At 60.6% G+C, this 17,943-nt stretch carries 19 protein-coding genes, 1 tRNA gene and 1 riboswitch; of the genes, 13 read left to right on the top strand and 7 right to left on the bottom strand.

Annotated features, from left to right (window positions below; all coding sequences use genetic code 11):
- The first annotated feature begins 138 nt into the window (after positions 1–138).
- The 4 genes from AB5Y91_RS17495 to aqpZ all read left to right on the top strand — a co-directional run bounded on the left by AB5Y91_RS17495 (position 139) and on the right by aqpZ (position 3,124).
- Complete coding sequence (locus AB5Y91_RS17495; protein WP_111909998.1) at positions 139–378, top strand: hypothetical protein; 240 nt, start codon at positions 139–141, stop codon at positions 376–378.
- 49 nt (positions 379–427) lie between these two features.
- On the top strand, positions 428–1,336 hold the full coding sequence (locus AB5Y91_RS17490) for a Gfo/Idh/MocA family protein (RefSeq protein WP_111909999.1): 909 nt from the start codon (positions 428–430) through the stop codon (positions 1,334–1,336).
- Positions 1,337–1,599: 263 nt separating this feature from the next.
- Positions 1,600–2,121, top strand: a complete 522-nt coding sequence (ruvC, locus tag AB5Y91_RS17485; RefSeq protein ID WP_106886154.1) for a crossover junction endodeoxyribonuclease RuvC — start codon at positions 1,600–1,602, stop codon at positions 2,119–2,121.
- A gap of 316 nt (positions 2,122–2,437) precedes the next feature.
- Positions 2,438–3,124 carry an aquaporin Z gene (gene aqpZ / locus AB5Y91_RS17480; protein WP_025327805.1) on the top strand — a complete coding sequence of 229 codons (687 nt, stop codon included), beginning with the start codon at positions 2,438–2,440 and terminating at the stop codon, positions 3,122–3,124.
- Positions 3,125–3,244: 120 nt separating this feature from the next.
- On the opposite strand, the gene AB5Y91_RS17475 is transcribed toward aqpZ, so the two are convergent.
- The gene (locus AB5Y91_RS17475) at positions 3,245–3,943 is read right to left on the bottom strand and encodes a lytic transglycosylase domain-containing protein (protein ID WP_368170433.1); all 699 of its coding nucleotides are present in this window, start codon (positions 3,941–3,943) and stop codon (positions 3,245–3,247) included.
- 309 nt (positions 3,944–4,252) lie between these two features.
- Between AB5Y91_RS17475 and AB5Y91_RS17470 the strand changes: the two genes are divergently transcribed.
- Positions 4,253–4,711: a GNAT family N-acetyltransferase gene (locus AB5Y91_RS17470; RefSeq protein WP_106886156.1), complete on the top strand. Its 459-nt coding sequence runs from the start codon at positions 4,253–4,255 to the stop codon at positions 4,709–4,711.
- On the opposite strand, the gene AB5Y91_RS17465 is transcribed toward AB5Y91_RS17470, so the two are convergent.
- A complete protein-coding gene (locus tag AB5Y91_RS17465; protein ID WP_368170387.1) occupies positions 4,702–5,253 on the bottom strand; it encodes a DUF1439 domain-containing protein in 552 nt (183 codons plus the stop codon). The two genes, AB5Y91_RS17470 and AB5Y91_RS17465, sit on opposite strands and share 10 nt — an antisense overlap.
- A 96-nt stretch (positions 5,254–5,349) precedes the next feature.
- Here AB5Y91_RS17465 and cls point away from each other — a divergent pair, with 96 nt between their 5' ends.
- Both cls and AB5Y91_RS17455 read left to right on the top strand, forming a co-directional pair.
- Positions 5,350–6,831: a cardiolipin synthase gene (gene cls / locus AB5Y91_RS17460; RefSeq protein ID WP_106886158.1), complete on the top strand. Its 1,482-nt coding sequence runs from the start codon at positions 5,350–5,352 to the stop codon at positions 6,829–6,831.
- A gap of 107 nt (positions 6,832–6,938) precedes the next feature.
- Positions 6,939–8,207, top strand: coding sequence for a DUF945 family protein (locus tag AB5Y91_RS17455; RefSeq protein WP_368170386.1), 1,269 nt, complete (start codon positions 6,939–6,941; stop codon positions 8,205–8,207).
- 74 nt (positions 8,208–8,281) lie between these two features.
- On the opposite strand, the gene purU is transcribed toward AB5Y91_RS17455, so the two are convergent.
- Positions 8,282–9,118, bottom strand: a complete 837-nt coding sequence (purU, locus tag AB5Y91_RS17450) for a formyltetrahydrofolate deformylase (RefSeq protein ID WP_005326970.1) — start codon at positions 9,116–9,118, stop codon at positions 8,282–8,284.
- Positions 9,119–9,327: 209 nt separating this feature from the next.
- Positions 9,328–9,487: riboswitch (FMN riboswitch) on the top strand.
- A gap of 104 nt (positions 9,488–9,591) precedes the next feature.
- On the opposite strand from purU, the gene ribB reads away from it, so the two are divergent.
- Together ribB and AB5Y91_RS17440 are read left to right on the top strand one after the other, a co-directional pair.
- The gene (ribB, locus tag AB5Y91_RS17445) at positions 9,592–10,245 is read left to right on the top strand and encodes a 3,4-dihydroxy-2-butanone-4-phosphate synthase (RefSeq protein WP_368170385.1); all 654 of its coding nucleotides are present in this window, start codon (positions 9,592–9,594) and stop codon (positions 10,243–10,245) included.
- A 223-nt stretch (positions 10,246–10,468) separates the two neighbouring features.
- Positions 10,469–10,711: an Lpp/OprI family alanine-zipper lipoprotein gene (locus AB5Y91_RS17440; protein WP_025327798.1), complete on the top strand. Its 243-nt coding sequence runs from the start codon at positions 10,469–10,471 to the stop codon at positions 10,709–10,711.
- A gap of 132 nt (positions 10,712–10,843) precedes the next feature.
- On the opposite strand, the gene AB5Y91_RS17435 is transcribed toward AB5Y91_RS17440, so the two are convergent.
- The gene (locus tag AB5Y91_RS17435; RefSeq protein ID WP_290027643.1) at positions 10,844–11,692 is read right to left on the bottom strand and encodes a tetratricopeptide repeat protein; all 849 of its coding nucleotides are present in this window, start codon (positions 11,690–11,692) and stop codon (positions 10,844–10,846) included.
- A complete protein-coding gene (locus AB5Y91_RS17430) occupies positions 11,689–12,411 on the bottom strand; it encodes a 4'-phosphopantetheinyl transferase superfamily protein (protein WP_368170384.1) in 723 nt (240 codons plus the stop codon). The genes AB5Y91_RS17435 and AB5Y91_RS17430 overlap by 4 nt, the downstream gene beginning before the upstream one ends.
- Before the next feature lie 276 nt (positions 12,412–12,687).
- On the opposite strand from AB5Y91_RS17430, the gene AB5Y91_RS17425 reads away from it, so the two are divergent.
- The 3 genes from AB5Y91_RS17425 (at position 12,688) to AB5Y91_RS17415 (ending at position 15,245) form a co-directional block, all read left to right on the top strand.
- Positions 12,688–13,176 carry a C40 family peptidase gene (locus AB5Y91_RS17425; RefSeq protein WP_025327795.1) on the top strand — a complete coding sequence of 163 codons (489 nt, stop codon included), beginning with the start codon at positions 12,688–12,690 and terminating at the stop codon, positions 13,174–13,176.
- A 152-nt stretch (positions 13,177–13,328) separates the two neighbouring features.
- Positions 13,329–14,270: a 23S rRNA (adenine(1618)-N(6))-methyltransferase RlmF gene (gene rlmF, locus AB5Y91_RS17420; protein ID WP_368170383.1), complete on the top strand. Its 942-nt coding sequence runs from the start codon at positions 13,329–13,331 to the stop codon at positions 14,268–14,270.
- Between the two features lie 252 nt (positions 14,271–14,522).
- Complete coding sequence (locus AB5Y91_RS17415) at positions 14,523–15,245, top strand: MaoC family dehydratase (protein ID WP_163153423.1); 723 nt, start codon at positions 14,523–14,525, stop codon at positions 15,243–15,245.
- 63 nt (positions 15,246–15,308) lie between these two features.
- Here the strand turns inward: AB5Y91_RS17415 and AB5Y91_RS17410 are convergent, their stop codons facing one another.
- Positions 15,309–16,307, bottom strand: coding sequence for a DUF481 domain-containing protein (locus AB5Y91_RS17410; protein ID WP_106886165.1), 999 nt, complete (start codon positions 16,305–16,307; stop codon positions 15,309–15,311).
- A 19-nt stretch (positions 16,308–16,326) separates the two neighbouring features.
- Entirely contained in the window at positions 16,327–17,244 is a 918-nt protein-coding gene (locus AB5Y91_RS17405) for a L,D-transpeptidase family protein (protein ID WP_368170382.1), read from the bottom strand.
- Positions 17,245–17,617: 373 nt separating this feature from the next.
- Here AB5Y91_RS17405 and AB5Y91_RS17400 point away from each other — a divergent pair.
- A tRNA-Ser gene (locus tag AB5Y91_RS17400) sits at positions 17,618–17,707 on the top strand.
- Positions 17,708–17,943 lie beyond the last annotated feature (236 nt).

The raw sequence follows: 17,943 nt of genomic DNA, 5'->3' as shown, positions 1-17,943 counted from the left end.
CGAGAGGGGCTGTCGAATTGTGGCGGCATTGCTATCTTGTGCTGCTAAATAATATCGATAGAGAGAGGCCGCATGCTTGCCTCTCTTGTAAATCCTTCACGAACACTTCAGCAGGGTTATCTGCATCGGGAGACATAGATGGCGGTTAAGGTCAGATCCAGAAGAGAGAAGATTGGCAGCGGGCTCGGGCTGGTGCTCGGGATCATTGCCTTCAACCTCATGGTGCCCCTGCTGTTTGAGAAGCAGGCGAACTTTGATTTCAACCAGCTGCTCTGGGCTGTGGTCAGCGCCATGCTCTGCTCCGAGTTGGGGGCCAGAGTGGGCAAATGGCTGGATGCCAGAGAGCAGGCCAAAGAACTGGCGAAAGAGTCTGAATAGAAAGGCCGGATGTTACCCTGTGCCATCGCACTCATCACAAGGAGTTCCCATGCGCATTGCCCTGATTGGCCTAGGTGATATCGCCCAGAAGGCCTATCTGCCACTGCTCGCGAGCGACGAGCGGGTCACTCCGCTGCTCTGCACCCGCAATCCCCAAGTGCTGGACAAGCTGGCCCGCCAGTACCGGATCGCCGAGTGCTTCACCGAGGTGGATGCGCTGCTCGCGAGCCGCCCGGACGCCGTGATGATCCACGCCGCCACCGCCGTGCATGGCAAGCTGGCGGAGCAGTGCCTGCGCGCCGGCATCCCCACCTTTGTGGACAAGCCGCTCTGTGACAACGCCGCCGAGGTGGAGGCGCTCGCCAACCTGGCCCTGGCGCAGGATTGCCCGCTCTTTGTGGGCTTCAACCGCCGCTATCTTCCTGCGATGAGCGAAGCCCGCAGCCAGCCGCTCACCGAGCTTCACTGGCAAAAGCACAGACACGCCTTGCCGGGGCTGCCGCGCCAGTTCCTGTTCGACGACTTTATCCATGTGCTCGACAGCCTCTGCTTCTATGGCGGCGCCCCGAGCGGGGATCTCCATGCGGTGCTAAGGCGCAGTGCCCAGCAGCCCGAGCTGCTGGCCGGGGTGAGCGTCGCCTGGCAGAGCGGGCAGGCGGCGGTGAGCGGCAGCATGAACCGCAGCGCCGGCCTCACCGAGGAGCGCATCGATGCCTATGGCGACAACCTGTCGCTCCACCTGGAGAACTGCACCCGGGGCACCCTGGCCCAGGGCAAGGTGGTGCAGACCCTGACCCCCGATGACTGGCAGCCGGTATTGGCGAGCCGGGGTTTTGTCGCCATGCTGGCCCACTGGTATCAGCAAATTGAAACAGGCAAGGCAGATGGGGGACTTATCGAGAGCTATCTGCACAGCCACCGGCTGGCGGAGCGACTGGTGGATCTGGCGGGGGAGTGAGCCCGGCTTGCCCTTCCCATGGGCTGCCGATGGACAGCAGGGGCGAGAAAACAACCGAAGTACTGTACAAGATGACGCATCCCTGCGCGGTTGGCAGGGGAGGGCGCCGCCGCGCGAGCCAAGGGGACGCTTGTTTGCTATCTTGGCGCCCATGAAAGATCTGCAGAGCAACAGAGTGTGATGAGCAACGTTTCGCAAATGGCGCCGGGCCTGCCACGGGCCGCTGATAAGCGCCCGGTCGCGGCGGACAAGGTGATCCCTTCATGAGCATTATTCTGGGCATAGACCCCGGTTCGCGGATCACCGGCTACGGCGTCATCCGCATAGTCGCGGGCAAGGCGGAGTACCTGGGGTCGGGCTGCATCCGCACCGACCTGGGCGAGCTGCCGTCACGCCTCAAGCAGGTGTATGACGGGGTGAGCGAGATCATCACCCAGTTCAAGCCCGATGACTTCGCCATCGAGCGGGTCTTCATGGCCCGCAACGCCGATTCAGCCTTGAAGCTAGGTCAGGCGCGGGGCAGCGCCATAGTGGCGGCGGTCAACGCCCTGCTGCCGGTGAGCGAATACTCGGCGACCCAGATCAAGCAGGCGGTAGTGGGCACGGGTGGGGCAGCCAAGGAGCAGGTGCAGCATATGGTGACCCATCTGCTCAAGCTCTCTGCCACCCCCCAGGCGGATGCGGCGGATGCCCTCGGGGTGGCGCTCTGTCACTTCCACACCCGCCAGAGCCTCATCAAGATGGCGGGGCGTGCCACCAGCTCGGTGCGTGGCCGTTACCGCTGATCCCCAGACGGGCTCTGCGAGGACGCCCCACCGCGCCAGGCACAAGCCTGTTGCCCGGCGTGCTGTTGTCAAAAGCGCTGATTGGGTCACAAGCTGTCGCACGATCAGGGGGGACTCTGATGAGAAATGGGTGCGGCTCGGGTGCAGAAGCTCCCGTTTAATCAATAACTTGTGACGCGCATCACACATTTTGCGTAAATAAAGCCAGCTTCGTCTTACTCCACCACACTCCCATAATATGGCGCCTGTTGAATAGCAGTGTCCGTATGAGCCTTTTTCCAGGCTCCTGTTCTAGTCATCATCGGGAGATATGAGAGTGAAACCATTTGCAGCTGAATTTATGGGCACCTTCTGGCTGGTGCTGGGGGGTTGTGGCAGTGCCGTGCTGGCTGCCGCTTTCCCGAATGTGGGGATAGGCCTGCTGGGTGTGGCCCTGGCGTTCGGTCTGACCGTGCTGACCATGGCCTTCGCCATAGGTCACATCTCTGGTTGTCACCTGAACCCGGCCGTGACCCTGGGTCTGTGGGCCGGTGGCCGTTTCCCGGCATCGGGCGTCGTGCCTTACATAGTGGCTCAAGTCCTTGGCGGGATCGCTGCGGGTGGCGTGCTCTATGTGATCGCCAGCGGCCAGGCCGGATTTGACGTGAGCGCCGGCTTTGCCTCCAACGGTTATGGTGAGCACTCACCGGGCGGTTACAGCCTGCTGGCGGCACTGGTGTGTGAAGTGGTGATGACCGGCTTCTTCCTGTTCGTCATCATGGGGGCCACCGACAGCCGCGCACCGGCGGGCTTTGCCCCGATCGCCATCGGTCTGTGCCTGACCCTTATCCACCTCATCAGCATCCCGGTGACCAACACCTCGGTGAACCCGGCTCGCAGCACGGGTGTGGCACTGTTCGTGGGTGACTGGGCCGTCAGCCAGCTCTGGCTGTTCTGGGTCGCTCCCATCGTCGGTGCCATTCTGGGGGCATTGGCCTATCGCGTGATCGCCACCAAAGAGTGAGCAGTTACTGAACTATGTGTGGTATCGACACGCCTGCGGGCGTGTTTTTTTGTTTCTGGAGGGCAGCAAAACCGGGATGACCCCGGTGTTATCGGTTGGCTGAATAGAGGGGGGAGGGGCTTACAGGCCCCTGGCGCTCAGCATCTCTTTATAGCGTTGGTGCAGCAGCTTGACTCGCGCCACATAGGCGCGAGTTTCGGCGTAGGGCGGTATGCCACCGTGTTTTTGCACCGCACCGGCCCCGGCGTTGTAGGCGGCCGTGGCCAGGGCAACGTTGCCGTCATACTGCTTGAGCAGGCCCGCCAGGTATTTCACCCCGCCAAAGATATTCTGCTCGGCCATCAGGGCATTGCCGACCCCGAGCTCGCGGGCAGTCGCCGGCATCAGCTGGGTCAGCCCCATGGCCCCCTTGCGGGAGACGGCCAGCGGGTTGAAGGCGGACTCGGCGTGGATCAGCGCCCGGATGAGGGCAGGCTCCACCTGATAGGTCTTGGCCGCCGCCTGTATGGTGCTGGCATAGTCGTAGAGGAAAAGACCTGTGGTGCGCCAGTTGACCCTGGAGGCGGGATCGCAGGCGTAGCAGTCATTGAACAGCAGCAGCTCGTAATGACCCTGCTCCGGCATCATGTCGGAATAGCGCACCACACCGTTCTTTTGCACCGACTTGTAGACCTGGATCTGGCGCGCGGCGGGGGGCGGTGCGGGCTCTGTCACCTTGGGGGACGGGATCGACTCGGATGTCAGGACCACCACCTCGGCTGGTGGCGGCGTCTGACTCCAGGCACTGAGGGGGAACAGCAAAATGGCTCCCAGCAACATCCATGCTTTCAACGGCTTGCTCCTTAAGCCTTGTTAGCCACGTTGAGTAAAGCATCCGGGGCGAGGCAGAACAAGGGCCCCGACGAGGAGTCACAAGAAAAGCCCGGGCAGAAGGGGGCCACTGGCTCCCCGAGGCGGTGGCCGCAGCCTCGCAAGGGGCAGTGGGCGGTGCCGCAACTCCCCAGCTGGCTATTGGCTTTTTTGTAAGTTAAAGGCGTGTTATCTTGCTGTTGCTCCACTCTGGTCTGATCTCTTCGTGGGGCCGGTTGATGGGTCAAGAGAGGGCCAGGTGGCCAGAGCGAAATGGGTATGAGAAGCAGGCGGGCGATGGAGCTCAGATTCGAAGAGTACTGTGATGCGGATCTTTCCCTGATCAGGGACTATTACGAGACGACGTTTTCCCACTATGTACCGGATCTGGCCGAACGGATCTTCGTGGTACGGGATGCCCATTGGCTGGTGGGGGCCGTGCGCCTGCGCGACGAACAGGACTATTACCACCTGTGCGGTTTCCGGTTGTTGCCGCACTACCAGTCACTGGGGCTGGGCTCCCGGCTGCTGCAGCACGCCTGCAGCGATCTGCTGGACAAACCCGTGATCTGCCACGCCTTGCCCTTCGAGAAACCCTTCTACCTCAAGGCGGGCTTTGCCCACCTTCCTTTGCATGAACTCGATGGACCGCTTCATACCCTCTATCACCAGCAGCGCGAACAGGGTTACCAGATCGAGCTGCTGGTGCGTCAGGCGACGGCCACTGTCTACAACTGATCCTTCGGCTTGGTCAGCAGGCGGATCTTGCCCGGTGACAGCTCCAGCCCCAGCAGGTTCTCCTTGAGCCAGGCCTGGTTGGGATCCTTGTCGTCGAGCTTGTAGACGGGCTGGGTCTCCAGCCGCTTCTCCATGCTCTGCAGCAGCATCCTCAGCATGAAACCGAACTTCTGCTCGGCCGCCGCGGGCTCCAGCTTGTAGTCAATCAGCTTCATGTTGTCGAGGAAGAGCGCGCTCTGGGCCTTGTCGTAGCGCGGCCTCGCCTCATAGGTCATGTTCAGCAGGGCATCGTACTGGGTCTGGTCCGGCTGGGAGATCTTCAGCTTGCCCTTGCCAAAGACCCTGGCGGTATCCGGACTCTGGCGGCCGATCTGGACATCGCTCTGCTCGAGCTGGACATGGGCCTTGATGATGCCGGGCAACTCCAGCTGTTTGTCGACTTGCACCTGGGATTGCAGGTACTGGTTTATTTGTTGCTCATTGATGTCATATGAGCCTTGACCTAGCATGGCCAGACTCAGCAGCATAGATTGCAGGATCATGCTAACGACCTGATAGAATGGGTTTGTCCCACAGCATACCATTGTGGCCCTGTGGGATCTGCCCATGCCCTTTGTTCATTACACCAAGGAGTCGTCTTGCTCGACGGTCTGGAATACGACATTCAGTTGCTGTTCTCCCGCTTTCTCGGCTGGCTGTTGCTGTTGTTTCACACCGTGATAGTGGCGGGGATCTCCCTGCGAGTGGTGATGAAGCGGCGCCCCATAGGGGTATCCCTCGCCTGGCTGGCGCTCATCTATGCCATCCCGTTTGCCGGGGTCGGCTTCTATGTGCTGTTTGGGGAGATACGGCTCGGCCGCAAGCGGGCCGAACGTGCCCAGGCCATGTACCGCCCTTACGCCATCTGGATCCGCCAGCTCGCCCGCCTCTTTCCCCAGCACTGCTGTGAGGTGGGCAGCAAGGCGCGCCCGCTCCATGATCTGATCCAGGGGCGGCTGGCCATGCCCATGCTCTCGGGCAACCGGATGACACTGCTGCACAAGCCTGACACCATCATTCAGGAGATAGTGCGCGACATCCGCGGCTCCTCCCAGTCCTGCTACCTGGAGTTCTACATCTGGCATCCAGGCGGGGACGTGGACGCGGTGTGCGAGGCCCTTGTCGAGGTGGCGGCGCGCGGCGTGGATTGTCGCGTGTTGCTCGATTCCGTCGGCAGCAAGACCTTCTTCCGCTCCGGCTGGCCTAAGTCGCTGCGGGCGGCCGGGGTCAAGGTGGTGGAGGTGCTGCCGGTGGGGGCCTGGCGCATCCCGTTCCAGCGCCAGGACTTGCGCATGCACCGCAAGCTGGTGGTGATAGATGACAGGGTGGGTTACACCGGCTCCATGAACATGGTGGATCCCCGCTTCTTCAAACAGGATGCCGGTGTCGGCCAGTGGGTCGACATCATGATCCGGGTGCAGGGGCCAGTGGTGCCCCTGATGTGGTCCACCTTCGTCTGGGACTGGGAGATGGAGACCGGCGAGCGGCTGCTCGACAGCCTGCAGCACGAACCCGAGGCCTGGCCGCAAACCAACTATCGGGCCCAGCTCATCCCCTCAGGCCCCTTCGTCGGCGGTGACTGCATCCAGCAGAGCCTGCTGCTGGCCATCTACCAGGCGCGCCATCATCTGGTGCTGACCACCCCCTATTTCGTACCGGACGACCCCCTGGCGGCGGCGCTCTCCTCTGCGGCGGCGCGAGGCGTGCTGGTACAGTTGGTGCTGCCGGCGCGCAACGACTCCCTGATGGCCAACCACGCGAGCAACTCCTTCATGGAGGATCTGCTGGCGGCCGGGGTCGAAATTTACCGCTATGATGCCGGTCTGCTGCACACCAAGAGCGTGCTGGTGGACGACGACTTCGCCCTGGTGGGCACGGTCAACCTCGACAGACGCAGCCTCTGGCTCAATTTCGAGATAACCCTGCTCATCGACAACCCGGTGTTTGTCGCCGAGATGAATCAGCTGGTGCAGGGCTACATGCTGGAGGCGACCCCCATGTCGCTGACCCAGTGGCGGGCCCGTCCCTGGTACAAAAAATTGCTGGAGAACATCTTCTACCTGTTCAGCCCCTTGCTGTGACAGTCGAGAATGGGCCATGAGCCGGGATCTGGCTTGCTTGTGTTCCCATACTCCCCGTAGAGTGCGCCTATGCACCCGCCATAGAAAAATCAGGAGTAAGAGAGCAGATGAAAAAGACAGTGGCCATGGCTGCCGGAGCGGCATTGGTGGTGGGTGGGCTGGGCGCCTGCTGGTACACGGGCAATGCCTTCGATCGCATCCTGGGGGAGCAGATCGCCAGGGCCAAGCAGGAGAGCGGCGTCGAGATCACCTGGTTACCCACCAGCGAGAACCTGTTCACCCGTGATGGGGTGCTCAAGGTGGTGGTGACGCAGGAGACGCTGGCGAGTTTCGATCCCCAGATGGCGGGAAGCGAGCCCATAGAGCTGCAACTGCGCGTCAACAGCCGCCTGCTGCCGCTCTATATCAAGAGCAACATGCTGCTCGACACCTCGGCGGGGACCCTGGCCCCGGTCTTCACCGCCCTCGGCATGCAACAGTGGCAGCTTGGCCTGGAGTCGGCCAGCAGCCTCTGGACCATGAGCAACAGCTCCCGTTTCTGGGCCAGCGACTTCAAGGTCAAGGAGGGGCTCAACGAGTTCAGCTTCCTGCCCCTGAGCGGGGATTATCGCGGGGATCTCGATGGCAATGGCCACTTGGTCTTCCAGTGGCTGGGCATGACGGTTCACGATGCCCAGAGCAAGATGGATCTGGCCCTGGCGGATCTCAAGGGCAGTGCCGACATGGCCGAAATCAGCGGCATCTGGCTATCTCCTAACAGCGAGATGACGCTGTCCGCCCTCTCCTTGCAACTGCCGGAGAGCGTCAAGCTCTCGTTGCAGGGGGTCAGTACCAACACCCAGCTGGCGGGGGATGATGCCCAGACCCTCTCCAGCCGCTATCAGATGAAGGTGGCGACTCTCAACCTGGAGAACGAGAGCGACAGCCTGGCACTGACCCAGGGGAGTCTGGATCTGGCGCTCAAGGGGCTGGATCTGGAGGGCTATCAGACCCTGCAGGAGGCCAGCAGCCAGCGGGTGGACGAGGCGGCTGTCCAGCAGGCGCTGGACAAGATGCTGCAACGGGGCGCCACGCTGGAGCTGACCGATCTCAGCGCCCAGCTCAACGGCGAGCCCGTCAGCCTGAAAGGGGAGGCCAAGCTGGCGCCAACGACCCTGGCACAGCTGATGGGAAGCGAAGAGGGGATGCAGGCCCTGTCCGGACTGCTCAATGCCAGCCTCGGGGATCAGCTGGGCAAGGCGGTGCCGCAGCTGGCGCCCATGCTGGCCCAGTTCACGGCCCTGGGTTATCTGAAGGCGGAGCCGGCGCACCTCAATGCCGAGCTCAAGCTCGACAAGGGGCTGGTCACCATCAACGGTCTGCCCCTGCCTCAATAAGCGCAAATAAGCGCAGCCAGACGAAAAAGGCTCCCTCGGGAGCCTTTTTGCTGGGCGTCGAACGACGGACAGGGTTACTTGAACACCACAGTCTTGTTGCCGTAGACGAAGACCCGCTCGTTCAGCACCAGCTCCAGGGCACGGCTCAGCACGGATTTCTCCACATCCCGTCCCGCCTTGGCCATGTCGTCGGCGCTGAAGGCATGGCCCACGTGGATCACGTCCTGCTCTATGATGGGGCCTTCATCCAGATCGTCGGTGACGAAGTGGGCGGTGGCACCGATCAGTTTGACCCCGCGATCGAAGGCCTGACGATAGGGGCGGGCACCGATGAAGGCGGGCAGGAAGGAGTGATGGATGTTGATGAGCTTGCGTGGATAGGCTTCCACGAAGCTCGGGGTCAGCACCCGCATGTACTTGGCCAGGATCACGTAATCCGGCTGGTAGCCGTCGATGAGGGCGCGTACCTGCTCTTCGTGCTCGGTGCGGCTGAGATCTTCATGGCTCACGGCATGGAAGGGGATGTCGAACTTGCCCGTCAATTCTGCGAGCGTGTCGTAGTTGCCGATCACCGCCACTATGTCCATGTCCAGCGCGCCGGCGTAGTTCTTCATCAGGATGTCGCCGAGGCAGTGGGTCTCCTTGGTGACCAGGATGACGATGCGCTTCTTGCCCGCCTTGACCAGACGGCGCTGGGCGCCCGCCGGCAGGGCGTCGTCGAGATCCGCCAGCAGGGTTTCGTCATTGAAGCGACCCTCCAGCTCGGTTCGCATGAAGAAGCGGCCGTTTTCGTGATCCACGAACTCGTCGTTCTTGTTGATGTTGAGCTGGTGCTTGTAGCAGATGTTGGTGATCTTGGCGATGAGCCCCTTGGCGTCGGGGCAATCGGTCAGCAGTATTTTCTTTTCCATCTCTGTCATGATTCCGTTTGTGGTGTTGGCGCCCGAGTCTGCGCGGGCTGCACATTTTTGCTGGCACTATGCCATAAACAAAATCAGAAAGGACAGCGCGCCGTGCAGCTGAGTGGCAAGTCGCCAGCGGGCGGCGGTGCGCGGCATCCTATTCATCTTTGATGGGTTTTGGGCTGGTATCCTGCGTTTTTTTTCTTTAGGCTGTCTGCGCTTATTCTCAGGGCGGGGTGAAATTCCCCACCGGCGGTATCCCGATCTGACTCGGGGAGCCCGCGAGCGCCCGACCTTGGTTTGGAACCTGGGTCGGGGTCAGCAGATCCGGTGAGATGCCGGAGCCGACGGTCACAGTCCGGATGAAAGAGGATAAGACAGATATTGCAGTCATGGCTCCCGCGGGCCGGCTGCTGCATACCTATCTCTGTCTGCCTTTCCATGCCCTGATTCTGGTCCTTGTCTTATTTAGGAGTCTTACCATGAATCAGTCTCTACTCAGTGAATTTGGTGATCCCCTTGCCCGCGTCGAAGCCGCGCTGGCCGCATTGCGTGCCGGCCGTGGCGTGCTGGTGGCCGATGATGAAGATCGGGAGAACGAGGGCGACCTCATCTTCGCCGCGCAATCCATGAGCAACGAACAGATGGCCATGATGATCCGCGAGTGCTCCGGCATAGTCTGCCTCTGCCTGACCGACGAGCGGGTACGCCAGCTCGAGCTGCCCATGATGGTGGAGGCCAACTCCAGCCATTATCAGACCGCCTTCACCGTGACCATAGAAGCGGCACAGGGCGTCACTACGGGTGTCTCCGCCGCCGACCGCATCACCACCATCCAGGCCGCCATCGCCGACGGCGCCCGGCCATCGGATCTGCATCGCCCAGGCCATGTCTTCCCGCTGCGTGCCCGCACCGGCGGCGTGCTGACCCGGCGCGGCCATACCGAAGCCACTGTCGACCTGATGCAGCTGGCCGGCCTCAAGCCTTACGGGGTGTTGTGCGAGCTGACCAAGGCCGATGGTTCCATGGCCAGGTTGCCCGACCTGGTAGCCTTTGGTCGCCAGCACCGAATGCCGGTGCTGACCATCGAAGATCTGGTGCAATATCGTCAAATGCTGTCAGAACGTTCGGCTTAAGCTTCATACGAAATTGTAATAAGGGCATTTTTTGGTTACGCTTGGTGCGAACCTCATCCAGAGCACTCGTTTTTGACTTAGATTTGCACAGAAAGTGTGCGTTTAAAAAAAAATGAGGGTTTTAATGCATTTATCTGTGATGGGGCCTATCCAAACTCGTATTTATTTGTGCCATAATCACGCCGCTTGCTAAACGTCTGGCGAGTTAAAGGGAGCTTTAAAAATGAAGAAAATGTTGTTGGTAGGTGTTGTTGGTCTGTCTGCCCTGCTGGGCGGTTGTGCAAACACCAGCGAACTGGAAACTTCCGTTCAGAATCTGTCTAACAAAGTTGACCAACTGGCTCAAGATGTTAGCGCAGTTCGTGCTGATCAATCCAAGATGGCTGCTGATATCGCAACTGCTAACCAAGAAGCAGCTCGTGCTAACCAGCGCATCGACAACATGGCTACTTCCTACAAGAAGTAATCCATGCGAAAAAATGGCGCATTTTAATGCGCCATTTTTTTTTGCCTGAAATTCGTCATTTCCCTTATTACTGCACTGCCCGCCTGAACAAGGCAATGCCGATTGCTCGGCATCCCCTGATATCTTCATCGATCAATAAAGCAGGCTATAGAGCTTGCGACGATAACTCTGCGCAGCCGGGTGTGCCCCCATTGTGGTCAGGATATCGAGATAGATCTTCTTGGCATCGCCAAACGTCAGATCGCGCTTGAGAATGTTGAACAGCAACGCCAGGGCTTCTTCCTGACGGCCGACCTGACTGTATTGCACCGCCAGCTCCTGGCTGAGGGCGTCGTCGTCCGGTGTCTTTGCATGACGCTGCTCCAGGGCGCGCAGCTCGGGGCTGTCGCTGGCTTGTAGCGCCAGGGCCAGACGGGAACTCAGGGTCTGATAGTGATCATCCTGCGCCACCATGGGAATGGTCGCGAGCAGGGCCTGCGCCTCATCTAGCAGAGCCAGATCCAGCGCCGCCTGCACCAGCCAGAGGCTGATGTCGTGACGCTCGGGCGCCAGTCGGTGGGCCTGGGTGAGATGCGCATGGGCCACATCTGCCTGACCCTCAGCCAGGGCTTGCTGACCCTGCTCGAGCAGCAGCTCCTCTTCCTTGGGGGCGAAGGCGGCGAAGTACTGGCGCAATGTGGCCTCATCTTGCGGGCCTTCCAGGATGGCCTGCTCGTCCGGGCGCCCCTGATGGAACAGCACCAGTGCGGGCAGAGCGCGCAGACCCAGCTGGCTGGCCAGGGGTTGCAGCTGGGGATCGTTCATGTCGACCTTGGCCAGGGTGACTGCGGGATTGGCCGGGCCGACCAGGGTCTCCACCAGCGGGGTCATGCCCTGGCATTCTGGCATCTGCGGGGCGTGGAAATAGATGACGACCGGCTTTTTCATGGACGCATCGATCAGTTCGGCGTGGAAGTTCTGGGGATTGATGTCGACGATCATGAGGCTGACTCTCGGAAAATGGTGTGGATCAACATGGGGTCCAGGGGCGTGGATTTCAAGCGCTCGTCCAGCAGGTAGCCATTGATCTGGCGAGTCGGAGCGGCGAGGCTCAGCCAGCCGCTGCCAAAACGCCAGTCCAGCACCTGATAGCTCCGGGTATCGAGCCGGTTGTCCAGCCGCCACCCCTCTTTTGGCACAAAACGCACCTTGTCGAGCCCGGCGGCAATGCCGGTCCCCTGGGCTTTCAGCACCGCCTCCTTGCGTGACCAGAGCCGATAGAAGGCCGAGGCCTGCTCCCGGGATGGCAGGGTGCACAGCCACTGATATTCGTCAGGGGCATAGAAACGCTGGGCCAATGGCAGGACGGGGCGCTGGCGCAAGCCCATCTCCACATCCACGCCGAGGGGGCCTTGCTGGCAGAGGGCGAGCACCAGCCAGTCCCCGCTGTGGCTGAGATTGAACTGCCAGTCATGGCTGACCAGGGTGGGCTTGCCGTGCTCGCTGGTGCGAAACACCAGCGTATCGGGCGGACAGCCAAGCCGCTCGGCCAGCAGGCGGCGCAGCAGTATACGGCCGAGCAGGTACTCTCGCTGGCGGCCAGGCTGGCGGATCTCATGCCAATGGCGATATTCGTCCGGCGAGAGCTCTGATTGCAGCCCGATCAACTGCTTGGCGTCGATGAGCGCCGGTTTTAACAAATAGAGATCCGCATAGAGCATAATATTTCACTTTAAAATGAGGTCGAAACAGCGATAACGATCCGTTTTGACAGGGCAAAACCGCTACTTTTGCGATTGTATATTGTTTGGCCATGATCACATTAATCATGCAAAACAGTGCATTTCCTTGCAAAAATGTGAGGTCGATAGGGATTTTCGCTTGCCTCGATAGAATTCTTGGATATAGTCGGGTGCTGTTGCCTTATAAATTGCCCTGTCGGGCTGCATTTTAACAAGTTTCACTCTATTTGCGGGGATAAAGGATTGCGCCACCTGATGCTACTGCTGGTCGCGCTCGGAATGGTGGGTTGTGCTTCTGCACCCCAGACCGAGGTCGCGAGCAAGATCGAGGTTTCCATGATGGAACCCGTGATTGAACCCGAAGTTTCACCCACACCAGATGTCAACGAAATCCTGACCGTATACAAAGAGTGGCGTGGCGTCCCTTACCGCATGGGGGGCAGCAGCCAGCGAGGCATAGATTGCTCCGCCTTCGCCCGTGAAGTGTTCCGCAATGCCGTCGGCATCGAATTGCCCCGCGATACCCGCTCCCAGGTTCATGAAGGCACCCGCGTTTCCAAGCAGGATCTGGTGGAAGGGGATCTGGTCTTCTTCAAGATCAACCGCCGCCTCAATCATGTGGGCATCTATGTCGGCAACGGTGAATTCATCCACGCCTCCACCCGCGCCGGGGTGACCCGCTCCAAGCTAGACAACTCCTATTGGCGCAGCAAGTTCTGGCAGGCTCGCCGGATCGAGATCTGAGTCAGGCTGGACAAACGGCTCGCAGTACGGACTGTTTTTCCAACCTCACTTGAACCGGGCTCCACGAAGCCCGGTTTTTTTATGGCCCTCGTTTAGACTTTCCCTGGCCGACTCTCTATAGTGTGGCCCCCTCGATCCTCGGCAGGCCCAGCATGAAGACCCAGCACAAATCCGGATTGCATCCGCGCAATCGCCACCAGACCCCTTACGATTTTGACGCCCTCTGTCAGCGTACCCCCGAGCTGCTGCCCTTCGTGTTCGTCAACGAGCATGGCACCCGGACCCTGGATTTCGCCGATCCGGCCGCCGTCAAGGCGCTCAACCGGGCCCTGCTGGCGTTGCACTACGGCATACAGCACTGGGATCTGCCGCCGGGCTACCTCTGTCCCCCCATTCCGGGCCGGGTCGATTACCTGCATCGGGTGGCGGATTTGCTGGCCGAGAGTGCGGGGGAGGTGCCAAGGGGCAAGGGGGTGCGGGTGCTGGACATAGGTGTCGGGGCAAACTGCATCTATCCCCTGCTGGGGGCCCGTGAGTATGGCTGGCGCTTCGTGGGATCGGATATCGACCCTGTGTCGGTCAAGGCGGCGACCCTGCTGGCGGCGAGCAATGGCCTGGGCAGCCAGATAGCGTGCCGCCATCAGGACAACCCCAAGCAGATCTTTCGCGGCATCCTGGGGCCGAAGGAGCGCTTCGCCCTGACCCTGTGCAACCCGCCGTTCCACGCCTCTCTGGCGGAGGCGAGCAAGGGGACTGAGCGCAAGCTGCGCAACCTCGGCAAGGCGCTGACAGGGGCTCCAGTGCTCAACTTCGGCGGACAGAAGGCGGAGCTCTGGTGCGAGGGCGGCGAGGCGGCGTTTCTGACCGGCATGATAGAGCAGAGCAAGGAGTTTTCAGGCCAGTGCCTCTGGTTCAGCTCGCTGGTGTCGAAAAAAGAGAATCTGCCTGCCGCACGAAAGGTGCTGGCTCGGGTGGGGGCGCAGGATGTCAGGGTGATCGACATGGCGCAGGGCAACAAGGTGAGCCGGATCCTGGCCTGGAGCTTCCTGGACGAGGCTAGCCGCACCGCCTGGTGGTCTGCCCCCGGCCGCTGAGGGAAAGGGGGTGTTGAGAGCAAAAACACCCCGAACCACGCCCTTTGCCAGCCCCGAGGTTTTCCGTCCCGTTCCCCTTGCTGCAATCGTTTTTCTGCTTTGTGCCTGCCCGTTTTTCCCTGCGTGTTAGTGACCACTTTCATCCCCGGTACAGTTGTACGCCGAGATTTTTTTGTACTTACCTGTGAAACTTTCATAAAATGGGACTGGTTAGACCTCTTTACAGGCTTTGAATCGAATAGGGATCGGTACATGAAAGTTGTCGATTTTCTGAAGCACAAGCGCGAAATCCTTGCGCAGCACCCCTTTGAGCTCAAGGATTGGCTCTCTCCGGCGATCCGTGACTACTGGCGTGAGTTTCAGCAAAAGGCACACCTTCACCCTTTGCTGGGACGGGTGCTGGATCTCCAGGCGGAGCAGTCGCAGGTGCGGCAGCAGCGCGCATCCCAGGCTCAGGCGGTCAACAGCCAGCCGACCCTGATCGAAGAGAATGCGGTGGAGCTGAGTGGCGAAGCCGCCACCCTCTACGCCGAGCTGCAGGCCCGGATCGGGGAGGAGACCCATGTGGGTGAGTGGTTGCAGATCAGTCAGGGGTTGATCGATCAGTTCGCGGCGGTGACCGGGGACCATCAGTGGATCCACACCGATCCCGAGCGTGCGGCGGCCGAGTCGCCGTTCAAGACCACCATTGCCCACGGTTTCCTGACTCTGGCCCTGCTGCCCCAGCTCACCGGCTCGGTGGACGAGGCGACGCCGGAATTCCCGAGTGCCCGCATGGTGGTGAATTTCGGTCTGGAGCAGGTTCGCTTCCCGTATCCCATCAAGGTGGACAGCAACATCCGTGCCCGTACCAGGCTGTCCAGAGTGACCCCCATCAAGGGTGGGCTCGAGCTGCTCAAGGAGATCAAGATTGAGATCGAGGGGATCCGCCGCCCTGGCTGCGTCATCGAGTCGGTCACCCGTATCTATTTCTGACGCCCGTCCCTCACGGCGATACACACAGGCCCACTTCGGTGGGCCTGTGTCGTTTCCGGGTCCCTAGAAGCTGGCGCCCAGGGTGATGATATGGCGCCACTCCTTCTCGCTCAGGCTGGTTCTTGCGTCCTGATAATCGAGCCAGGCGTCGTCCCAATCCAGCTCGCTCGACCAGGAGAGGCGCAGGTGATCGTTGAAATAGTAACGAAGCCCCAGGCTGCCGCTGATGGACTGCCGTCTGGTCAGATAGGGTGAGGGCTGGTCGATGAACTTCTCGTAGCGCCCCTTGCTGAAGAGTTCAAACTTCTCCTGCCACAGCTCGAGGGGCTGGCGATAATCCCAACCCAGGCTGAGGAAGGGGTAGTTGATGATCCGCTCGTCGAACAGATCCGAGTTGCTCCACACATCAGGGGTGAAGTAGGCCCGCTCCAGACCCAGTTGGCTAATAAGCTCCAGGCGGCGTCGCTTGTCATTCCAGAAGCGGTAGCCGGGGCCGGAGGCATAGTCGATTTCAAGGTATCCGGCCTCGATCAGGTTGTAGTCGATGTCGATGGAGGAGCTCAGGAACCAGTGGTCGTCGAAGAAGAAGTCGAGCTTGGGCTTGAGCTTGTATTCGTGGCTGTCGGTGATGTTGTTCGCCGTCTCGTAGATATATTCCCCATCCAGGCTGTAACGCCAGTCCAGATTGGCCAGCTCGGTGGAGACCTTGAGGTTGACGTTGTTGGTCTTCTTGGTGTTCTCCTTGAGCTTGATGTTCAGATCGCTGGTGCCGGTCAGGAGCCAGGCATTCACTTCGTCAGGGGAGTCCAGCAAGGGTATCCCCGTCTTGGTCAGGGGCTTGGGTTTCTCCTGTTTGTCCAGGCGCCAGCGCTTGATGGCATGGCGCTGGACGGTCAGGGCCTTGCTATAGGATGGTTTGATGCGGATCTGATCGTCCGTGATCTCTTCTATGGTGCCTGTCAGGCGATCGCCGTTCTGCATCCACAGTATGTCCGCCAACGCCGCTGAGCCCGGCAGCAGGGTCAACAGGAGCGCCAGCAGGGGAAGGCCGCATCTCGTCATGGTGATCTCCGGGAGAGTCTTAGCCGCTGATGGGGCGGGGCAGCCCGTTCTTGTCGTCGAGCAGGGCCGTCACCCGGGAGCCATCTATCTCGGGGGCCGCGATGAACTGCTCGACCTCGGGGGAGAGCACCAGCGGGGCACCCTCGGACATCTCCTCCTCGGTGCGGGAGAGGGGGGAGTGCACCTCCAGCCAGCGGCGACCGTCCGGCTCCAACGCCGTCTTGACCGGCTGGTTGATCACCTGTACCCGGGTACCGACAGGCACCAGGCTGAACAAGGTCTCTATGTCGTCCGGGCGCAGCCGGATGCAGCCCGCGCTGACCCGCAGACCGACCCCGAACTCCTTGTTGGTGCCGTGAATGAGGTAGTCCTTGTTGCCATAGCCCAGCCGCATGGCGAACTTGCCGAGGGGATTGTCCGGGCCCGGGGGGACCACGGCCGGCAGGTCTATGCCCTTTTGCTCCAGCCAGGACTTGCGCACCATGGGGCCGGGCACCCAGGTCGGGTTGGGGTTTTTCGCGATGACTGTGGTGGTCATCTCAGGGGTCTCGCGGCCTATGTCACCTATGCCGATGGGCAGAACCATCACCTCCGCCTTGTCCTTGGGGAAGTAATAGAGTCGCAGCTCCGGCAGGTTGATGACGATGCCCTCCCGCGGCACATTGGGCAGCAGCATCTGGGTCGGCAGGGTCAGCCGGGTGCCTGGGGTGGGCAAATAGGGGTCAACCCCCGGATTTGCCTCGAGCAGCGCCAAAAAGCCAATCTGGGTATGTTTGCCAACCAGCTCCAGATGATCGCCTGGTTGGACTATGTAGTCTTCCAGCTCACCGATGAGACGGCTGTCCGCTGGCGGAAGCGGATAGGTTTTCGACCAGGCCGGCGTGGTCCAGAGGCTGGCAACGGCCAGCAGCAGTGAGACGATACGGGTATTGTGCATGGTGTTTCCTATCGGCAGTTCTCGAGGGAAGCGCTTCCCTCCCCAAAAATGAGCGGAGATTGTCAACCAATCGACCGGGGATTACCAGCGCCGGACCACCCTTCTCCCGGGCCCTATTGAGGCAGGTTGAGGGGGATTTTCGGCCCTCAGCCCCCGGTTTGTCGGGGAAAGGCGGATAAGCCTGAGTCGGTGCCGGGGTGGTCGGCCCTGAGACCATGTCTGACACCTTGGCGCCGCACGTCGGCAAGCAGGCCTGGGCCTGGCAAGGGGAGGGGGAGTCGGCACAGGCTGACGGTTTAATAGCCAGTCGTCTGATCTGCAACGAGATTTACGTTGATTTCCCGACTCGGGTTGGGTCAATATGAGGGCCCGTGGAGAGATGCCGGAGTGGCCGAACGGGATTGACTCGAAATCAATTGTGGCAGCAATGCCACCCAGGGTTCGAATCCCTGTCTCTCCGCCATTTACCAAACCCAACTTGTCAAACAGGTTGGGTTTTTTATTTATGTGCTGTTTATGGCGTGCGACCAGAGCGCATGGCATTGAGCCTGAGGCATGACACCCGCGAGGAAGTGGTGGTAATACCAGCGCCAGCTGCCGTACTCGGTTCTGTGAAATCCACATATCTTCATCGCCTGCGCACTCCTCATTCACCTGAGGGCAGCCCCTTTACCATCGGCAAGCGGCAAAAAAACAGCC

It is taken from the genome of Aeromonas sp. R4-3 (assembly GCF_040908275.1).
Taxonomy (GTDB): domain Bacteria; phylum Pseudomonadota; class Gammaproteobacteria; order Enterobacterales; family Aeromonadaceae; genus Aeromonas; species Aeromonas rivipollensis.
Note: the sequence above shows the minus strand (reverse complement) of the source record. Positions and strands in the feature narration are given on the sequence as shown.

Coding starts and splice junctions, on each gene's coding strand:
- AB5Y91_RS17470 (WP_106886156.1), top strand. CDS start 4,253: ATGAGAAGCAGGCGGGCGATGGAGCTCAGATTCGAAGAGTACTGTGAT.
- AB5Y91_RS17465 (WP_368170387.1), bottom strand. CDS start 5,253: ATGATCCTGCAATCTATGCTGCTGAGTCTGGCCATGCTAGGTCAAGGC.
- purU (WP_005326970.1), bottom strand. CDS start 9,118: ATGGAAAAGAAAATACTGCTGACCGATTGCCCCGACGCCAAGGGGCTC.
- ruvC (WP_106886154.1), top strand. CDS start 1,600: ATGAGCATTATTCTGGGCATAGACCCCGGTTCGCGGATCACCGGCTAC.
- AB5Y91_RS17440 (WP_025327798.1), top strand. CDS start 10,469: ATGAAGAAAATGTTGTTGGTAGGTGTTGTTGGTCTGTCTGCCCTGCTG.
- AB5Y91_RS17455 (WP_368170386.1), top strand. CDS start 6,939: ATGAAAAAGACAGTGGCCATGGCTGCCGGAGCGGCATTGGTGGTGGGT.
- AB5Y91_RS17490 (WP_111909999.1), top strand. CDS start 428: ATGCGCATTGCCCTGATTGGCCTAGGTGATATCGCCCAGAAGGCCTAT.
- AB5Y91_RS17425 (WP_025327795.1), top strand. CDS start 12,688: ATGCTACTGCTGGTCGCGCTCGGAATGGTGGGTTGTGCTTCTGCACCC.
- AB5Y91_RS17405 (WP_368170382.1), bottom strand. CDS start 17,244: ATGCACAATACCCGTATCGTCTCACTGCTGCTGGCCGTTGCCAGCCTC.
- AB5Y91_RS17410 (WP_106886165.1), bottom strand. CDS start 16,307: ATGACGAGATGCGGCCTTCCCCTGCTGGCGCTCCTGTTGACCCTGCTG.
- AB5Y91_RS17495 (WP_111909998.1), top strand. CDS start 139: ATGGCGGTTAAGGTCAGATCCAGAAGAGAGAAGATTGGCAGCGGGCTC.
- rlmF (WP_368170383.1), top strand. CDS start 13,329: ATGAAGACCCAGCACAAATCCGGATTGCATCCGCGCAATCGCCACCAG.
- AB5Y91_RS17415 (WP_163153423.1), top strand. CDS start 14,523: ATGAAAGTTGTCGATTTTCTGAAGCACAAGCGCGAAATCCTTGCGCAG.
- AB5Y91_RS17430 (WP_368170384.1), bottom strand. CDS start 12,411: ATGCTCTATGCGGATCTCTATTTGTTAAAACCGGCGCTCATCGACGCC.
- AB5Y91_RS17435 (WP_290027643.1), bottom strand. CDS start 11,692: ATGATCGTCGACATCAATCCCCAGAACTTCCACGCCGAACTGATCGAT.
- ribB (WP_368170385.1), top strand. CDS start 9,592: ATGAATCAGTCTCTACTCAGTGAATTTGGTGATCCCCTTGCCCGCGTC.
- AB5Y91_RS17475 (WP_368170433.1), bottom strand. CDS start 3,943: ATGTTGCTGGGAGCCATTTTGCTGTTCCCCCTCAGTGCCTGGAGTCAG.